Origin of the sequence: Roseomonas elaeocarpi (assembly GCF_042433915.1) — a bacterium.
In the GTDB taxonomy this organism is placed as follows: domain Bacteria; phylum Pseudomonadota; class Alphaproteobacteria; order Acetobacterales; family Acetobacteraceae; genus Roseomonas; species Roseomonas elaeocarpi.
Window position 1 is genome coordinate 491569 of the sequence record NZ_JBHLUN010000005.1, and the last position, 17774, is coordinate 509342.

Consider the following 17774-nt stretch of genomic DNA (forward strand, 5'->3'; position numbering starts at 1 on the left):
AAGAGGGTTGGTCTTCTTCCTGCCGTGTGACTGGCGTTTCCTCCCTAAACTTCGGGCCGTGCCTCCTGGTGCGGCCCTTTCTTTTTGTTGCGCAGGGCTCCGCCGTTGCAGCTTCTTACGCGGTGACGCTTCCCCCCCGGCGCGGAGCCTCCTAGGTTGCGCCGCCAATGCAGCCGGGCGTGTTCCCGGACCCGCCGACCTCCGGAGATCGCCGCCTTGCGCCTGTCACGCGCCTTCCTGCCCACGCTCAAGGAAACGCCCGCCGAGGCGCAGATCGCCTCCCACCGGCTGATGCTGCGCGCCGGCATGATCCGGCAGACCAGCGCCGGCATCTACGCCTGGCTGCCGCTGGGCCTGCGGGTGCTGCGCAACATCGAGCGGATCGTGCGGGAAGAGCAGGACCGTGCCGGGGCGCAGGAAATCCTGATGCCCACCATCCAGCCGGCGGAGCTGTGGCGCGAGAGCGGCCGCTACGACGACTACGGCAAGGAGATGCTGCGCATCCGCGACCGGCATGACCGGGAGATGCTGTTCGGCCCCACCAACGAGGAGATGGTGACGGACCTGTTCAAGTCCTTCGCCAAGTCCTACCGCGACCTGCCGCGCAGCCTCTACCACATCCAGTGGAAGTTCCGGGATGAGGTCCGCCCCCGCTTCGGCGTGATGCGCGGGCGCGAGTTCCTGATGAAGGACGCCTATTCCTTCGACCTGACGCCGGAAGGGGCGCGCCACTCCTACCACCAGATGTTCGTGGCCTATCTCCGCACCTTCGCGCGGATGGGGCTGAAGGCGATCCCGATGCGCGCCGACACCGGCCCGATCGGCGGCGACCTGAGCCACGAGTTCATCATCCTGGCCGAGACGGGCGAGAGCCAGGTCTTCCTCCACCGCGACCTGCTGGACTACGACCCGCTGTCGGAGGCACCCGACTACAACAGCGACCTGTCGCCGCAGGTGGAGTTCTGGACCCGCCGCTACGCCGCGACCGAGGACCTCCATGACGAGGCCGCCTGGAACGCGGTGCCCGAGGCCGAGCGTGTTTCGGCGCGCGGCATCGAGGTCGGGCATATCTTCTACTTCGGCACCAAGTACTCCAAGGCGATGGGGCTGCAGGTCAGCGGCCCGGATGGTGCCATGGTGACGCCGGAGATGGGCTCCTACGGCGTGGGCGTGTCGCGCCTCGTGGCCGCGGCGATCGAGGCCAACCACGACGAGAACGGCATCAAGTGGCCCGACGCCATCGCGCCGTTCAAGCTGGCGATCCTGAACCTCAAGGTGGGCGACGCCGCCTGCGACGCGCTGTGCGAGCAGATCCTGGCCGCTTTCCCCGACGATGCCGTCTACGATGACCGTGGCGAGCGCGCGGGCGTGAAGTTCGCCGATGCCGACCTGCTGGGCTACCCGTGGCAGGTGGTGGTCGGCCCCCGCGGTGCCGCCGCCGGCAAGGTCGAGCTCAAGCGCCGTGCCACCGGCGAGCGTGAGGAGCTGTCGCTCGAGGACGCCCTGCAGAAGCTGCGCGGCTGATGTTCGGAGCCTTCGAGCGCGCCGTCGCCTTCCGCTACCTGCGGGCGCGGAAGGGCGAGCGCTTCGTGTCGGTGATCGCGATCTTCTCGCTGGTAGGCATCGCGCTGGGCGTGGCGACGCTGATCATCGTGATGAGCGTGATGAACGGCTTCCGGCAGGAGCTGCTCGGCCGCATCCTGGGCCTCAATGGCCACATGGGCGTGTATTCGGCACAAGGCGGACCGCTGCCGGATTTCGACAGCATTGCCGCCAAGGTCCGCGCGGTGCCGGGCGTGGTGTCCGCCACGCCGATCGTCGAGGGGCAGGTGCTGTTCACCTCCGAGGTCGGCGGCGCCTCGGGCGGCATCGCGCGCGGCATCCGGCCGGAGGACCTGCGGGCGCGCCCGCTGATCGCCGGCAACATCCGCGCCGGCAGCCTGGATCGCTTCGGCGGTGACGACGCGATCGTCATCGGCACGCGGCTGGCGCAGAAGCTGGGCCTGCGCGTGGGCGACCGCATCACGCTGGTCTCGCCGCAGGGGCGCGACACCGTGGTGGGAACCGTGCCGCGGCTGCGCGCCTACGAGATCGTGGCGCTGTTCGAGGCCGGCATGAACGAGTACGACAGCGGCTACGTCTTCATGCCCTTCGCCGCGGCGCAGGTGTACTTCCAGCAGCGCAACATGGCTTCGCAGGTCGAGGTCTTCGTGGACAACCCGGACCACGTCAGCGCGATCGGGCGGGAGATCTACCAGGCCCTCGCTCCGACGCGCGTCCGCATCCTCGACTGGCAGAGCGCGAACTCGTCCTTCTTCAACGCCGTTCAGGTCGAGCGGAACGTCATGTTCCTGATCCTGACGCTGATCATCGTGGTGGCGGCCTTCAACATCGTGTCGTCGCTGATCATGCTGGTGAAGGACAAGGGCCGCGACATCGCGATCCTGCGCACCGTCGGCGCCACGCGCGGCGCGATCATGCGCATCTTCCTGTTGTGCGGCGCCAGCGTTGGGGTCGTCGGCACGCTGCTCGGCTTCGCCATCGGCATGGTGTTCTGCGCCAATATCGAGCGTATCCGCGAAGCCCTGCAGTCGCTGACCGGAACGGAGCTGTTCAGCCCGGAGGTCTACTTCCTGAGCAAGCTGCCGGCCGTGGTGAACCCGCACGAGGTGATGCAGGTGGTGGGCATGGGCCTGCTGCTGTCGCTGCTGGCAACGCTTTATCCCTCCTGGCGCGCCGCGCGCACCGACCCCGTGGTGGCCCTGCGCAATGAGTGATCCCGCGATCCCGCTCCGCCTCGAGAAGGTGGAGCGGCGCTTCCGCACCGAGGCCGGGGAGCTGCCGGTGCTGCGGGGCGTCGACCTTTCGCTGCACGCGGGTGAGATCGTCGCGCTGGTGGCGCCGTCGGGCACCGGCAAGTCCACGCTGCTGCACCTCGCGGGGCTGCTGGAACGGCCGGACGCCGGCGAGGTTTACGTGGACGGGCGCGCCGCCGGCGGTCTCGACGACGCGGCCCGCACCACGCTGCGGCGCGAGGCGATCGGCTTCGTGTACCAGTTCCACCACCTGCTGCCGGAGTTCACGGCCGAGGAGAACGTGGTGCTGCCGCAGATGGCCGCGCGCGTGCCCCGCGCCGCCGCCGTGACGCGTGCGCGGGAGCTGCTGGCGGGCTTCGGTCTGGCCGGGCGGGAAGAACACCGGCCCGGTCGCCTGTCGGGTGGCGAGCAGCAGCGCGTGGCGATCGCCCGCGCCCTGGCCAATGCCCCGCGTCTCCTGCTGGCCGACGAGCCGACCGGCAACCTCGACGTCGCCACCTCGGACCGCGTGTTCGAGCAGCTGCTTGAGGCCGTGCGGGGGCGTGGCCTCGCCGCGCTGATCGCGACGCACAACCCGGAGCTGGCGGCGCGTATGGACCGCACCGTGGTGCTGCGCGACGGGCTACTCGTCGCCGCCTGAGACGCCGGCGGCGCCCGGCCGTGGGATCGCCCCGCCTCAGCAGCGCTCCGCCGCGTGCTGGGCCGGGTATTCCCGGGGCAGCACCAGCCGCGCCACGGTGTGATCCTCGATCCGCTCCAGGCTGACCTTGCCATCGGCCTCGGCGGAGATGGCGCGCATCAGCTGCAGGCCTTCCCCGCTGCCGTCCGCGGCGGAAGGGCCCCAACCGTCGTCCCGCACGGTGAGCGCCAGGCCCTCCGCGCCCTGCGCGACGGAAACCGAGATCCGGCCCAGGAGCCGGACGTGCAGCCCGTGCTTCACCGCGTTGCCCACCATCTCGTAGGCGATCCGCAGGATCATCTCTTCCCATGGCCTGGGCACGGCGGCCTCCACCTTCACGTCGAGCTCGATGATCTGATCGGGGTCCGACAGCAGCTGCACGGCCGAGGTGCAGAGGCTCTTCAGGCGGCTCGGGAACAGGCCGGGCTGCCGCGTCAGGCCGAACAGGGCATCCGACACGTCCATCGACAGCCGCATCCGCTGCTCCACGTCGCGCAGCAGCTGCCGCCCGGGCAGCGAGGCCTGGAGGTCGGGCACGTCCCAGATCTGCAGCACGATCCGCTGGAGGGCGTTGCGCGTGTGGTGGCGCAGCTGCTGCAGCTGGGTTTCCTCGCGGTGCCGGCCGTTGGTTCCCCCCGTCATGTTCGAGGCCCCCATCGTCGGAGCCCTGGTCTCATCCCGCCGCGCGGCAGCAGAGCGGGCAGTGGCGGTCGTGAGTGACATGGAATGAGTGATCCTGCCGTGGAAAGCTGCGCTCAACCTATCGTGGGAAATTTTCCCACGTCAATCGCGAAATGCCGAGATGTGGGAATTTTGCCCACGGAAAGCCCGTGCTAGAACCTGCTGGCAAAAGGAAGAACGGCAGCGGATGGCGCCCGGAGATCGAGACGCGGGGGAACCCGGGGCACAAGACGGCGCGGCCCTGTTGCGGGCGCTGCGCCGGCTGCTGCGGCCGCTCGTGCGCTTCCTGGTGCGAAGCGGGATCACCTTTCCGGTCCTGGCCGATCTCCTGCGCGTCCTGTACGTCGAGGTCGTGACCGAGGACCTCCTGTCCGATCCCCGCTCCCGCACCGACAGCCGGGTGAGCCTGCTCACGGGGGTGCACCGCAAGGAGATCCGCCGCCTGCGCACTGCCGGCGAGGACAGCGAGGAAGCGCCGCCCCTGGTAACGGTGAGCAGCCAGATCATCGGACGCTGGCTCGGCCTGCCGGCCTATGCCACGCCCGCCGGCGGGCCGGCCCCGCTGCCGCGCACGGCTGCGCCGGACGGAGGCGCCAGCTTCGAGGCGCTGGTCGCTTCCGTCACCACGGACCTGCGCCCGCGCACGGTGCTGGACGACTGGCTCCAGCAGGGCATCGTCACGATCGACGCGGAGGATCGCGTGCGGCTGAACGTCGGTGCCTTCCTGCCGCGACCCGGGCGCAGCGAGCAGCTCTTCTACTTCGCCCGCAACCTCCATGATCACCTGGCGGCGGCGGCGGCCAACCTGACGCCCTCCGAAGGGGCGCAGGCCGGCAGGGCGGCGCCCTTTCTGGACCGCAGCGTCCACTACGACCGGCTGAGCCCGGATCTGGCAGCGCGGCTGGAGGCGGCCGGGCGCGAAGGGGCGCAGCGGCTGCTGCTGGAGATCAACCGCCTGGCCCTCACGGCGCTGGAGGCGGAGGGCGAGGTTCCGGCCGGCAGCGACCTGCCGACCCGTCGCGTCAACCTCGGCATCTACCTTTATGCCGAGGACGAGCCGCGGAAGCCCGGGGCATGAGGGTCCGTCCCTGGCTCGGCACGCTGCTGATCCTGGCGCAGTGCGCGGCGCCGGCCGGTCCGGTGCCGCAAACGGCCAGCGCGCCGTCGGGCTTCTGCCGCATCGGCCCGGATGACGGACCGCCGGTCAGCCTGGCGGCCGGCGGCGACGACCGCGGCATCGGCGGAACCGGTCGCATGGCCGCCGCGGGCGAGGATCGCGGGATCGGCGGCACCGGCATCATCGGCGTGGTCACCGGCTTTGCCAGCATCTGCGTCAGCGGCGTCGAGGTCGGCTACGCGCCCGACGTGCCAGTGCGGATCGAGGGCGTGGCAGCAACGCCCGCGGCACTGCGCGCCGGGCAGGTCGTGGTGGTGGAGGCCGAGGGCGGCACCGACCTGCGGGCTAGGCACGTCGCGGTGCGGCACGAGGTATCCGGGCCGGTGGAAAGCCTCGGCCCCGGCGGCGTGCTGAGCGTGGCCGGGCAGGACGTAGTGGCCGGGGAGGGCACGCGCGGGATCTCGCCGCAGCCCGGCGACTGGGTGGAGGTCAGCGGCCTCCGCCGGGCTGATGGCACGGTCGTCGCCACGCGCATCGACCTCGGGACGCCGGGCGTGGTTCGGGTGCACGGCGAGTTGCGGCGCGGCGACGACGGCAGCCTTCGCATCGGGCGCCTGCCTTTGCGCGAGGCCGGTGCCCTGGATCTCGAAGCCGACCGCTACGCCACGGTGAGCGGCACGTTGCGCGGCGGCGTGCTGCTGGCGCAGTCGATCCAGCCGGATCCCGTGCTGCGCGACCCGGCCGCGGCCTTCGCGCCGGATGTCGGGCGCGTGCTGCTGGAATCCTTCGTGGCCGTGTCGGGTGGCGCGCTTCTGCTGGGCTCCTCCGTTTCGACCGGGTTCGACCGCACCTTGCACCCCATGCCCGGGCGGAGCGTGGTGGAACTTCGGCGCGACGCCGGTGGTGGGCTGGTCGCGCGCTCCCTGCGCCCGGTGCCGGAAGCGCCGGCCGCGGCCTCATCGCAGATGCCGGCGCTCCCCTCGGCAGTGCGGGAGCCGGGTCGTCCCGGCACCGGCGGGGCGCCGAACGCCGGCGATGGCAGGAATGGAGGTGCCCGCTGGGAGCCCGCGCCGGTTCCGGGCCGCTGGTCTGGCGGAAACCTCAACGGCCCCACGGGAAGTGGCGGCGCGGCGGGGCGGAGCCTGGATCGCGGCGGCTATGGGCGGGACCGCCCGTCGGCACTGCGGCCGCAGGGTGCGCTGCGGCCGGACGGGCAGGGGGGCGATGGCGGGGTGCCCGGCTTCGGCGGGGGCGGCTTCGAGGCGGGAGGTCCGGGATCGGCACGCGGGCGCTGAGGCGCGGCACCGTGGCCCGCGCGGAGCAGCCGGGCGCGGAATCGGTCCCCTTGCCGCGCGGGCCATGGTAGACGGGCGTCATGCCCGGCGACTTTGTCCACCTTCACGTCCACTCCGCCTACTCGCTCGCCGAAGGGGCCATCAAGGCCGACAAGCTGCCCTCACTCGCCCGCAAGCACGGGATGCCGGCGGTGGCGCTGACCGACACGGCCAACATGTTCGGAGCGCTGGAATTCGCGCAGTACGCCACCAAGGAAGGCGTGCAGCCGATCATGGGTTGCCAGCTCTGGCTCGCCCGCCGTGCCACCGAGGAACGGCCGGACCCGATGCGTTGCCAGCCCGACGCGCTGGTGGCGCTGGCGATGGACAAGGAAGGGCTGGCCAATGTCCAGCGCCTGAGCTCGCTGAGCTGGCTGGGCGAGGATATCTCCGGGCGTCCCTGCATCGACCTCGACCAGCTGCGCGAGTCGAGCCGCGGCGTCATTCTGCTGAGCGGCGGCACGGGTGGACCGGTCGCGCGGCTGCTGCTGGAAGGGCGCCGGGACCAGGCGGAGCAGCTGCTGCGCGCGCTGAAGGAATGCTTCGACGACCGGCTGGTGATGGAGCTGACGCGCCACGGCACCGACCGTGACCGCGCCGCCGAGCCGGGGCTGATCGCGCTGGCGGACCAGCTGAGCCTGCCGCTCGCCGCCGCCAACGACGTGCATTTCGGTGAGGCGCGGATGTACGAGGCGCACGACGCGCTGCTCTGCATCGCCCATGGCCGCACCCTGGCCGAGCCCGACCGTCCGCGCTGCACGCCCGAGCACTGGTTCAAGCCGGCCGAGGCGATGCGCGAGCTGTTCCGCGACCTGCCCGAGGCCTGCGACAACACCCTGGCGATCGCCCGCCGCTGCGCCGTGATGGCGGAAACCCGCAAGCCCGAACTGCCGATCTGCCCCAAGGTGCAGCCGGGCATGACCGAGGCCGAAACGGTGCGCGACATGGCGCAGCGTGGGCTGGAAGCGCGGCTCGACGCGCAGAATACGACCGAGCGCGAGCCCTATCGCGAGCGCCTGGCCTTCGAGCTCGACATCATCGAGAAGATGGGCTTCGCGGGCTACTTCCTGATCGTGGCCGACTTTATCCAGTGGGCCAAGGCGCATGACATTCCCGTGGGGCCAGGACGCGGCTCGGGCGCGGGATCGGTGGCGGCCTGGGCGCTGACGATCACCGACCTCGACCCGATGCAGTTCGGCCTGCTGTTCGAGCGCTTCCTGAACCCCGAGCGCGTGTCGATGCCCGACTTCGACATCGACTTCTGCCAGGACCGGCGCGACGAGGTGATCAACTACGTCCGCGAGGAATACGGCGCGGACCGGGTGGGCCAGATCATCACCTTCGGCCGCCTCCAAGCCAAGGCGGTGGTGCGCGACGTCGGCCGCGTGATGGGCATGCCCTACGGTCAGGTGAACCGTGTGGCCGAGCTGATCCCCTTCAACCCGACCAAGCCGGTGACGCTGCGCCAAGCGATCGATGGCGAGCCGCGTCTGCAGGAGATGCAGGGCTCGGACGAGACAATCGCGCGGCTGCTGGAAACCTCGCTCGAGCTGGAAGGGCTGTTCCGCAACGCTTCCACCCACGCCGCCGGCGTGGTGATCGGGCGCAAGCCGCTGATCGACATCGTGCCGCTCTACCGCGACCCACGGGCGCCGGACCTCGTGACGCAGTATTCCATGAAGTACGTGGAAAGCGCGTCGCTGGTGAAGTTCGACTTCCTGGGCCTCAAGACGCTGACGGTGCTCCAGCGCGCGGTGCAGATCCTGGCCGGGCAGGGGACCGAGGTGGATCTCGCCAAGATCCCGCTGAACGACGCGAAGACCTACGAGATGCTGGCGCGGGGTGATTCCGCCTCGGTGTTCCAGTTCGAATCCCAGGGCATGCGCGACGTTCTCCGCATGATGCGCCCCGACCGCTTCGAGGACCTGATCGCGGCGGTGTCGCTGTACCGCCCGGGCCCCATGGCCAACATTCCGGCCTATTGCGCGCGCAAGCACGGCGAGGCCTGGGACGCGCCGCACCCCAAGATGCGGGCGCTGGTCGAGGAAACCTACGGCATCCTGGTCTACCAGGAGCAGGTGATGCAGATCTCGCAGGAGCTCGCCGGCTACTCGCTGGGCGGCGCGGACCTGCTGCGTCGCGCCATGGGCAAGAAGAACCGCGCCGAGATGGAGGCGCAGCGCAAGATCTTCGTGGACGGTGCCGTCAAGAACGACGTGCCGGAGGTGAAGGCCGGCGAGATCTTCGACCTGATGGAGAAGTTCGCGGAATACGGCTTCAACAAGTCGCACGCCGCCGCCTACGCGCTGGTCGCCTACCAGACGGCGTACCTGAAGGCGAACTACCCGGAGGAGTTCCTGGCAGCCTCCATGTCGCTCGACCTCGGCAATACCGACAAGCTGGCCGGCCATATGGGCGAGGCCACGCGGCTGAACATCAAGGTGCTGCCGCCCGACGTGAACCGTTCCGAGGCGGAGTTCGCGGTGGAGCGGACCGAGGATGATAAGAAGGTCATCCGCTTCGCCCTGGCCGCGGTGAAGCGCGTGGGCCTGGGCGCGATGCGGGACCTCGTGACGGCGCGCAAGCAGGGCGGGCCGTTCCGCTCGCTGGTGGATTTCGCGTCCCGCGTCGATCCAAAGCTGCTGAACAAGATGCAGCTGGAGAACCTGGCGCGCGCCGGTGCCTTCGAGTGCCTCGACAACAACCGCGCCCGGGTGACCTCAGGTGCCGAGGCGATCCTGCGACGCGCTCAGTCCTCGGCTGAGGAGCGGGTGAGCGACCAGATCGGCCTGTTCGGCGGTGGTGCCTCGGTCGAGGCGCCGCTGCGCCTGCCGGAGCGGCCGGACTGGCCGACGCTGGAGAAGCTGTCGGAGGAGGCGGAGGCGATCGGCTTCCACCTCTCGGCCCATCCGCTCGACAGCTACAAGACCGTGCTGGCCAAGCTGCGGGTGACGCCGATCGCGCGGATGAACGACGCGGCCAAGAGCGGGACGGGGCGGATCAAGCTCGCCGGCACCGTGGTCGGCACCAAGGAGCGCACCACCAAGACCGGCAGCCGCATGGCCTGGGTGCGGATCTCGGACGCTTCGGGCAGCACCGAGGTCACCTGCTTCTCGGAAGTGCTCAGCAAATCGCGCGAGATCCTGAAGGAAGGCATGGCTGTGGTGTTCTCGGTCGACGTCCGGATGGACGGCGACGCCGTGCGCCTGACCGCCGGGGATTGCGAGTCCCTGGACCAGGCGGCTTCAGCCGTCGCCAGCGGGCTGCGCATCCTGGTTCAGGAGGAAGGGGCGATCCAGGAGATCGCGCGCCTCCTGCAAGGCGAGGGGCGGGGCAAGAGCAAGGTCGTCATGGTGCCCTGCATCGACGAGCAGCGCAGCGTCGAGATCACCCTGCCCGGAAGCTGGAACGTGTCGCCGCGCTTCGCCCAGAAGCTGCGGGCGACGCCGGGCGTGGCGGACGTCCAGGCGGCTTGACGGCGCGGGGGGGGGGGCGCCTCGACTGAGGGCTTGCCGGCCGGCATGGCCCGGCCGGGTGGCGCGGTCCACCCGAGCCCTGTTCCGCCCGCCTAGTGAGGTGTCCGGTCAGGCGGATGCGGGCTTTGCCCTTGCACCGACGACACGATCATGCCATCTGCCGCCCGTTGCCGGCGGATGCGCCGCCGGCGGCAAATCCGCACGCGGCGCGCCCTTCCGAGATACGCGGCAAGGGTCCGGTCCTTCAGCAATGGGGGCTTGGCGCCGCGGAGGTGCAACCGGATCCCATCGGAAGAAAAGGAACGCCCACCATGGCGATGCCTGAAGTTACCCTGCGCGGCCTGCTCGAGGCCGGTGTTCACTTCGGCCACCACACGCGCCGCTGGAACCCCCGCATGGCGCCCTACATCTTCGGCGTCCGCAACCAGGTCCACATCCTCGACCTGCAGCAGACCGTGCCGATGATGGACCGCGCCCTGAAGGCCGTTCGCGACGTGGTCGCGGCCGGTGGTCGCGTGCTGTTCGTGGGCACCAAGAAGTCGGCGGCCGAGTACGTGGCCGAGGCCGCAACCCGCTGCGGCCAGTACTACGTGAACCACCGCTGGCTCGGCGGCATGCTCACGAACTGGAAGACGATCACGGGCTCGATCAAGCGCCTGAAGCAGATGGACGTCCAGCTGGCCGGTGACACCGGCGGCCTGACCAAGAAGGAAGTCCTGATGCTGACGCGCGAGAAGGAGAAGCTCGAGCGCGCCCTGGGCGGCATCAAGGAGATGGGCGGCCTGCCCGACATCATCTTCGTGATCGACACCATCAAGGAGAAGCTGGCGATCGAGGAGGCCAACAAGCTCGGCATCCCGGTCGTGGCCGTGTGCGACAGCAACGCCGACCCGCAGGGCGTGACCTACCCGATCCCGGGCAACGACGACGCCATCCGCGCCATCAACCTGTACTGCGACATGGTCGCCGGTGCGGTGTTCGACGGCATCAGCGCCGAGCTGCAGGCCTCGGGCATGGACCTGGGCGCCGCCGAGGAGATGCCGGACGAGGTGATGCCCGACGAGGTTTCGCCGGAGCTGCTGGGTGAGGCCGGCTCCGCCGATGCCGGCCCGGCGCTGGACGGTGCGCAGAGCAGCCCGGCCTCGGGCCTGGACGACGCGACCCTCGAGGGTGAAGTCCAGAACAAGGATGCGGTTGGCGCCTGAGCCTGCCACACCGTTGAACTGAGTGGGAGGCGCGTCGCCCTGGCGGCGCGCCTTCCGATCATTGCGCGGGGTCACGCCCCGCGCCGCGAGAACACGGGAGATCAACCCATGGCCGAGATCACGGCTCTGCTGGTGCGCGACCTGCGCGAGAAGACCGGCGCCGGCATGATGGACTGCAAGAAGGCGCTGGTGGAGAGCGACGGCGACATGGAGGCCGCGATCGACTGGCTCCGCAAGAAGGGCCTGTCCGCCGCCGCCAAGAAGTCCGGCCGCGTGGCCGCCGAGGGCCTGATCGGCGTGGCTTCCGCGCCGCAGAAGGCCGCCATGGTCGAGGTGAACGCCGAGACCGACTTCGTGGCCCGCAACGAGCAGTTCCAGGCTTTCGTCAGCGCCGTTGCCAAGATCGCGCTCGACGCTGGTGAGGACGTGGAGGCCATCAAGGCCGCCAAGTTCCCGGGCGGCGAGGGCACCGTGGCCGACCAGCTGACCAGCATGATCGCCACCATCGGCGAGAACATGGCGATCCGCCGCGCCAAGGTCTTCACCGTGCCGCAGGGCGCGGTCGCGACCTACGTCCACAACGCCGTGAAGCCCGGCCTGGGCAAGATCGGCGTGCTGGTGGCCGTCGAGGGCGCCACCGAGGTTGAGGCGCTCGAGACCCTGGGTCGCCAGGTCGGCATGCACGTCGCCGCAACCCGTCCCGAGGCGCTGGACGTTTCCGCCGTCGACGCCTCAGCGCTGGAGCGCGAGAAGAGCGTGCTGAGCGAGCAGGCGCGCGCTTCCGGCAAGCCCGAGAACATCATCGAGAAGATGGTCGAGGGCCGTATCCGCAAGTACTACGAGGAAGTGGTGCTGCTGGAGCAGGTCTGGGTCCATGACGGCGAGAGCCGCGTGAAGGCCGTGGTGCAGAAGGCTGGCGGCACGCTGACCGGCTTCGCCCGCTTCCAGCTGGGCGAGGGCATCGAGAAGCAGACCGGCGACTTCGCGGCCGAAGTGGCCGCCGCGGCAGGCGTGGGCTAAGCTCCTCTCCGCCTCGTCATCCTTCCGGCCCGGGCACCCTTGCCTGGGCCGGATCGACCTGCCTAGTTTTTATTCCCAAAACGGAAACACGCCGTCCCATGACTTCGCCGACCCACAAGCGCGTCCTGCTCAAAGTGTCCGGTGAAGCCCTGATGGGGATGCGTGACTACGGTCTGGACACCAAGACCCTGAAGGCCATCGCGCAGGACGTGCGCGAGGTCGTAGCGCTGGGCGTCGAGGTTTGCCTGGTGATCGGCGGCGGTAATATCTTCCGCGGCGTGTCCGGTGCGGCCTCCGGCATGGACCGGGTGCAGGCCGACGGCATGGGCATGCTGGCCACTGTGATGAACGCGCTGGCCATGCAGAATGCGCTGGAGCAGGAGGGTGTCCCCACCCGGGTGCAGAGCGCCATCCCGCTCGCCAGCCTGTGCGAGCCCTTTATCCGCCGTCGCGCGATCCGCCACATGGAAAAGGGCCGGGTGGTGATCTTCGCCGCCGGCACCGGCAATCCCTACTTCACCACCGACACCGCGGCCGCCCTGCGCGCGGCCGAGATGGACTGCGACGCCCTGCTGAAGGGCACGCAGGTGGACGGCATCTACTCGGCCGACCCGCGCAAGAACCCGCAGGCCGAGCGCTACGAGACGCTGACCTACCTCGACGTCCTGGCCCGCGACCTGTCGGTGATGGACGCCGCCGCCATCAGCCTGGCGCGCGAGAACAAGCTGCCGATCATCGTCTTCAACATTCACGAGCCGGGCGCCTTCACCGCCGTCATGAAGGGTGAAGGCCGCTTCACCACGGTTATCGAGCACTAAGGACGCATTCCCATGGCTGCCGCCCCGGACTTCCCCAACCTCAAGCAGGACGTGACCCGTCGCATGGACGGCGCGCTGGAAACCCTGCGCAAGGAGTTCACCGGCCTGCGCACCGGCCGTGCCAGCCCGGCGCTGCTGGAGCCGATCCGGGTCGAAGCCTACGGCTCGAACCAGCCGCTGAGCCAGGTGGCCAATATTTCCGTGGCGGGTCCGGGGCTGCTTTCGGTGCAGGTCTGGGACAAGTCCGTGACCAAGGCGGTCGAGGTCGCGATTCGCGATGCCAATCTGGGCCTCAACCCCCAGGCCGAGGGCCAGGTGATCCGCGTGCCGCTGCCGCCGCTGACGCAGGAACGCCGCAACGATCTCGCCAAGCAGGCTGCCCGCTATGCCGAGGCCGCGAAGGTGGCCGTGCGCGGGGTGCGCCGTGACGGCATGGAAACGATCAAGGGCTGGGAAACAAAGTCCGAGATCTCGAAGGACGATGCCAAGCGCTGGTCGGACGACGTGCAGAAGCTGACCGACGAATACGTAAAGAAGGTGGACGTTGTGCTCGCCGAGAAGGAAAAGGACATCAAAGCCGTTTGAGTCGGCTTGACGAGCACAGGGGGATATCCGACGCATGGGCGCGTTGCCGGAACGCCGGCCGGGTGTGGCGTCACCGGTCGTGCCGGTGCATGTCGGCATCATCATGGACGGCAACGGCCGATGGGCGGCCGGGCGCGGACTGCCCCGCGCCATGGGTCATCGGGCCGGCGCCGAGGCGACGCGCCGGGTGATCGAGGCTGCGGCGGAGGCCGGGGTGCGCTGGCTCACCCTCTTCGCCTTTTCCTCCGAGAACTGGCGCCGCCCGGCCTCCGAGGTACTGGAGCTGACGGGCCTGCTGCGGCACTACCTCCGGCACGAGGTGTCGCAGCTGGTCCGTGACGGCGTGCGCCTGCGGGTCGTGGGCGACCGGGAGCGCTTCGGGGTGGAAACGGCCGCCGAGATCGAGCGCGCCGAGCGGCTGACGGCCGATGGCCAGCGTCTGAACCTGAACATCGCCCTGTCCTACGGAGCCCGGGCCGAGATCGCCGCCGCCGCACGCGCCATCGCGCGGGAAGCCGCCGCCGGGCGCCTCGATGCCGCCTCGGTGGATGAGGCGCTGGTGGAGCGTCACCTCGCCACCCGGGACATGCCCGATCCCGACCTGATCATCCGCACCTCCGGGGAGCAGCGCCTGTCCAACTTCCTTCTCTGGCAGAGCGCCTATGCCGAGCTGGTTTTCACCGACGTGCTCTGGCCGGACTTCGATGCCCGCCACTTCACGGCGGCCCTGAGCGAGTTCGCCCGCCGCGAACGCCGTTACGGCGGCGCCTGCGTTGTCTGACGCCGCCGTATCCGCGGCGGAAGCCAAGCGTTGGCGAGACCTGCGCAAGCGCTTCCTGTCCGCCGTGATCTTGGGCCCCCTGGCGCTGCTCTGCGTCTGGCTGGGCTCCGATCCGTTCACCGCTCTGATGGCCGTCTGCGTCGCGGTCCTGACCTGGGAATGGGTGCATCTTTGCGGGCTCCGGGCGCGGGAGCTGCCGGGGCTGGCCGTTCCGCTGGCCGTGCTGCTCGCGGGCGCTGCCGCGGTGGTGGAGCGGCCGCTGATTGCCTGGGCGGTGCTGCTGCTGGGCTTCCTGCTCGCCTGGAGCGTGGCGCAGTGGTCGCGCGGGCGCTCCGGCGTGCCGCGCCAGCCTTCGCTGCGTCTGGCCCTGGGCGTGCTCTACATCGGCATCGGCGGGCTGTGCCTGATCGAGCTGCGCCACGACAACCAGGCCGGCCGCGACAACCTGCTGTTCCTGCTCGCCGCCGTCTGGGCCAGCGACATCGGCGCCTACATGGCCGGCCGCCTCCTTGGCGGGCCGAAGCTCTGGCCGCGGGTCTCGCCCAACAAGACCTGGTCGGGCTCGCTCGGCGGGCTGGTGCTGGCCATGGCGGTGGGCGCGGCACTGACGCTGGTGCTGGCCCCAGGCTCGATGGTGCGCGCCGCGGTCATCGCGGCGGGGCTGGCGGTGGCGACCCAGGCCGGCGACCTGCTGGAAAGCGCCATCAAGCGGCACTTCAAGGTCAAGGACACGTCCAGCCTGATCCCTGGCCATGGCGGGCTGCTGGACCGGCTCGACGGACTGCTGGCGGCGGCCCCGCTGGCGGCACTGATTTCCCTGGCTATCGGCTACGGAGTACCACTTTGGCGGTAGCGGTCACGCGATGACGCGCAGCATCACGATCCTGGGCAGCACCGGCTCCGTCGGCCGCAGCACGGTCGCCCTGCTGGATGCCGCCGCGCCCGGCACCTTCGCGGTGGAAGCGCTGGTGGCGGGCCGCGACGTGACGGGCCTGGCGGCGCAGGCGCGGCGCCTGCGCCCGAGGCTGGCGGTGCTGGCGGACGAGGGTGGCCTGCCGGCGCTGCGCGACGCCCTGGCGGGAACCGGCGTGGAATGCGCGGCGGGCACCCGGGCCGTCGAGGAAGCGGCCGCACGCCCGGCCGACTGGACCATGGCCGCGATCGTCGGTGCCGTGGGCCTGCCCCCGACGCTGGCGGCCCTGCGGCGTGGCGGCACGCTGGCTCTGGCCAACAAGGAAAGCCTGGTCTGTGCGGGCGAGATCTTTCTCGCCGTGGCGGCGCGCTCCGGCGCCACGCTGCTGCCGGTCGATTCCGAGCACAACGCGATCTTCCAGGCGCTCGACACCCGGCAGCCCTCGGTCCCTGAGAAGATCATCCTGACCGCCTCGGGTGGCCCCTTCCGCCATGCCTCGCGGGAGGAGATGGCGGCCGCCACGCCGGAGCAGGCCGTGCGCCACCCGGTCTGGAGCATGGGCGCCAAGATCAGCGTCGACAGCGCCACCATGTTCAACAAGGCGCTGGAGGTCATCGAGGCCGCCCGCCTGTTCCCGGTGCCGCACGAGCGCATCGAGGTCCTGGTGCACCCGCAGTCGGCGGTGCACGGGCTGGTGCAGTACGCCGACGGCTCGCTGATCGCGCAGCTCGGCACGCCCGACATGCGCACGCCGATCGCCCACGCCCTGGCCTGGCCCCGGCGGATGCACGCCGATGTCGGCCGGCTCGACCTCGCGGCGCTGGGGCGGCTGGATTTCTTCCCGCCCGATGCCGATCGTTTCCCCGCGTTACGGCTCGTGCGCGAAGCCTTGCGGGCGGGGCAGGGGGCTACCACCATTTTCAACGCTGCCAACGAGGTCGCCGTGTCGCGGTTCCTGGGCCGCCGCCTGGGTTTTCTCGGGATTGCGCAGGTCGTGGAAGCCACGCTGGAGCGGCTCGGGGCGCCCGCCGTTGCCGACCTGGGCGCGGTGCTCGCCCTGGATGCCGAGGCCCGGCGCGCGGCGGAGGCGGCAGCGGACGCACTCGGGCTCCGTTAGGGGCCCTTCTCGGAGAGTTTCGGTTTGGACCCCTCGCTCGGCACGCTCGTCGGCCCCCTTCGCACGATCATCGCCTTCGTGGTGGTGCTCGGCGTGCTGGTCTTCATCCATGAGGCCGGACACTACTGGGCGGCGCGCTGGCGCGGCGTCCATGTGGAGCGCTTCGCCATCGGCTTCGGCCGTGCCCTGGCCCGCTGGACCGACCGTCGCGGAACGGAATGGCAGATCGGCTGGCTGCCCCTGGGCGGCTACGTGAAGCTGCACGGCCACGAGCAGCCCGCCGATGTTTCGCCCGAGGACCGCGCGCGCTGGCAGGCGGGGCGGACCTTTCACGACAAGCCGGTGGGCGACCGCGCCATCGTGGTGGCGGCTGGTCCGATCGCCAACTTCGTGCTGGCCGCGGTGCTCTTCGCGCTGCTGTTTGCCACCGTCGGACAGCCGGTGATGACCGCCACGGTCGGGCAGGTGGTGGCCGGCAGCGCTGCGGAGCAGGCCGGGCTGCAGCAGGGCGACACCATCCTCTCGGTCGATGGCACGCCCATCACGCGCTTCACCGAGCTCCAGGACCGCGTCGGCCCCAGCGCCGGCAAGCCCCTCGCGCTGCACGTCCAGCGCGGCCTGCAGCTGCTCGACCTGACGGCGACGCCGTCGGCCCGCCCTGGCAGCGAAGGGCAGCAGCCCACGGGCGTCCTGGGCATCGCGGCGGGGGCACCCACCTTCGAGCAGGTCGGCCCGCTGCGCGCCGTCTGGATGGGCGTGACCCGCACCGTGGAGGTTTCGCGCGAAACGCTGGTGGGCGTTTGGCAGATGATCACCCGGCAGCGCGGCACGGACGAGCTCGGCGGACCGCTGCGGATCATGCAGATCTCGGGTCAGGCTGCGGCGCTGGGCCTGCCGAGCTTGATTACCTTTATCGCGGTGCTCTCGGTCAATCTTGGCCTGATCAACCTGTTCCCCATCCCCGTGCTCGACGGTGGCCACCTCGTCTTCTACGCGGTGGAAGCGCTGCGCGGCCGTCCCCTGTCCGCGCGGGCGATGGAATACGGGCTGCGGGCGGGCCTCGCGGTGCTGGCGACGCTTTTTATTTTCTCCACATGGAACGACCTGAGCCATCTTGGCGTTGTTCGTTGGATCGCGGGGCTGGCCGGCTAGGCCTTCCCCGTCTTCCGTGCTGAGACAGGGTTGGCGCGAAGGGGAGGTTCCCGCTAGTTTGCGGCCCGCCCCTGGGGCCC

15 protein-coding genes are annotated in these 17774 nt (G+C 70.3%); 14 read left to right on the plus strand and 1 reads right to left on the minus strand.

Annotation, left to right across the window (positions count from 1 at the left end):
* Positions 1-216: 216 nt before the first annotated feature.
* Genes proS through ACFFGY_RS07945 form a run of 3 tightly spaced genes read left to right on the plus strand, consistent with a single transcriptional unit; the run spans position 217 to position 3456 of the window.
* Positions 217-1524, plus strand: a complete 1308-nt coding sequence (gene proS / locus ACFFGY_RS07935) for a proline--tRNA ligase (protein WP_377043919.1) — start codon at positions 217-219, stop codon at positions 1522-1524.
* Positions 1524-2777, plus strand: coding sequence for a lipoprotein-releasing ABC transporter permease subunit (locus ACFFGY_RS07940; protein WP_377043920.1), 1254 nt, complete (start codon positions 1524-1526; stop codon positions 2775-2777). Before proS ends, ACFFGY_RS07940 begins: the two co-directional genes overlap by 1 nt.
* Positions 2770-3456 carry an ABC transporter ATP-binding protein gene (locus tag ACFFGY_RS07945; RefSeq protein WP_377043921.1) on the plus strand — a complete coding sequence of 229 codons (687 nt, stop codon included), beginning with the start codon at positions 2770-2772 and terminating at the stop codon, positions 3454-3456. Before ACFFGY_RS07940 ends, ACFFGY_RS07945 begins: the two co-directional genes overlap by 8 nt.
* A 36-nt stretch (positions 3457-3492) precedes the next feature.
* On the opposite strand, the gene ACFFGY_RS07950 is transcribed toward ACFFGY_RS07945, so the two are convergent.
* On the minus strand, positions 3493-4218 hold the full coding sequence (locus ACFFGY_RS07950) for an ATP-binding protein (protein WP_377043922.1): 726 nt from the start codon (positions 4216-4218) through the stop codon (positions 3493-3495).
* A gap of 145 nt (positions 4219-4363) precedes the next feature.
* Here ACFFGY_RS07950 and ACFFGY_RS07955 point away from each other — a divergent pair, with 145 nt between their 5' ends.
* The 11 genes from ACFFGY_RS07955 to rseP all read left to right on the plus strand — a co-directional run bounded on the left by ACFFGY_RS07955 (position 4364) and on the right by rseP (position 17694).
* Positions 4364-5254: a DUF6502 family protein gene (locus ACFFGY_RS07955; RefSeq protein ID WP_377043923.1), complete on the plus strand. Its 891-nt coding sequence runs from the start codon at positions 4364-4366 to the stop codon at positions 5252-5254.
* On the plus strand, positions 5251-6588 hold the full coding sequence (locus ACFFGY_RS07960) for a DUF5666 domain-containing protein (protein ID WP_377043924.1): 1338 nt from the start codon (positions 5251-5253) through the stop codon (positions 6586-6588). The genes ACFFGY_RS07955 and ACFFGY_RS07960 overlap by 4 nt, the downstream gene beginning before the upstream one ends.
* An 80-nt stretch (positions 6589-6668) precedes the next feature.
* On the plus strand, positions 6669-10103 hold the full coding sequence (gene dnaE / locus ACFFGY_RS07965) for a DNA polymerase III subunit alpha (RefSeq protein WP_377043925.1): 3435 nt from the start codon (positions 6669-6671) through the stop codon (positions 10101-10103).
* 311 nt (positions 10104-10414) lie between these two features.
* Positions 10415-11308, plus strand: coding sequence for a 30S ribosomal protein S2 (rpsB, locus tag ACFFGY_RS07970; RefSeq protein ID WP_377043927.1), 894 nt, complete (start codon positions 10415-10417; stop codon positions 11306-11308).
* A gap of 108 nt (positions 11309-11416) precedes the next feature.
* Complete coding sequence (gene tsf, locus ACFFGY_RS07975; RefSeq protein ID WP_377043928.1) at positions 11417-12328, plus strand: translation elongation factor Ts; 912 nt, start codon at positions 11417-11419, stop codon at positions 12326-12328.
* A gap of 98 nt (positions 12329-12426) precedes the next feature.
* Entirely contained in the window at positions 12427-13146 is a 720-nt protein-coding gene (pyrH, locus tag ACFFGY_RS07980) for a UMP kinase (protein ID WP_377043929.1), read from the plus strand.
* 12 nt (positions 13147-13158) lie between these two features.
* The gene (gene frr / locus ACFFGY_RS07985) at positions 13159-13731 is read left to right on the plus strand and encodes a ribosome recycling factor (protein ID WP_377043930.1); all 573 of its coding nucleotides are present in this window, start codon (positions 13159-13161) and stop codon (positions 13729-13731) included.
* Positions 13732-13765: 34 nt separating this feature from the next.
* Positions 13766-14512 (plus strand): polyprenyl diphosphate synthase, encoded by a 747-nt coding sequence (gene uppS, locus ACFFGY_RS07990; RefSeq protein ID WP_377043931.1) that lies wholly within the window; start codon positions 13766-13768, stop codon positions 14510-14512.
* Positions 14505-15365 carry a phosphatidate cytidylyltransferase gene (locus ACFFGY_RS07995; protein WP_377043932.1) on the plus strand — a complete coding sequence of 287 codons (861 nt, stop codon included), beginning with the start codon at positions 14505-14507 and terminating at the stop codon, positions 15363-15365. The genes uppS and ACFFGY_RS07995 overlap by 8 nt, the downstream gene beginning before the upstream one ends.
* A 10-nt stretch (positions 15366-15375) precedes the next feature.
* Complete coding sequence (gene dxr / locus ACFFGY_RS08000; protein ID WP_377043933.1) at positions 15376-16542, plus strand: 1-deoxy-D-xylulose-5-phosphate reductoisomerase; 1167 nt, start codon at positions 15376-15378, stop codon at positions 16540-16542.
* A 24-nt stretch (positions 16543-16566) separates the two neighbouring features.
* Complete coding sequence (gene rseP, locus ACFFGY_RS08005) at positions 16567-17694, plus strand: RIP metalloprotease RseP (protein WP_377043934.1); 1128 nt, start codon at positions 16567-16569, stop codon at positions 17692-17694.
* Positions 17695-17774 lie beyond the last annotated feature (80 nt).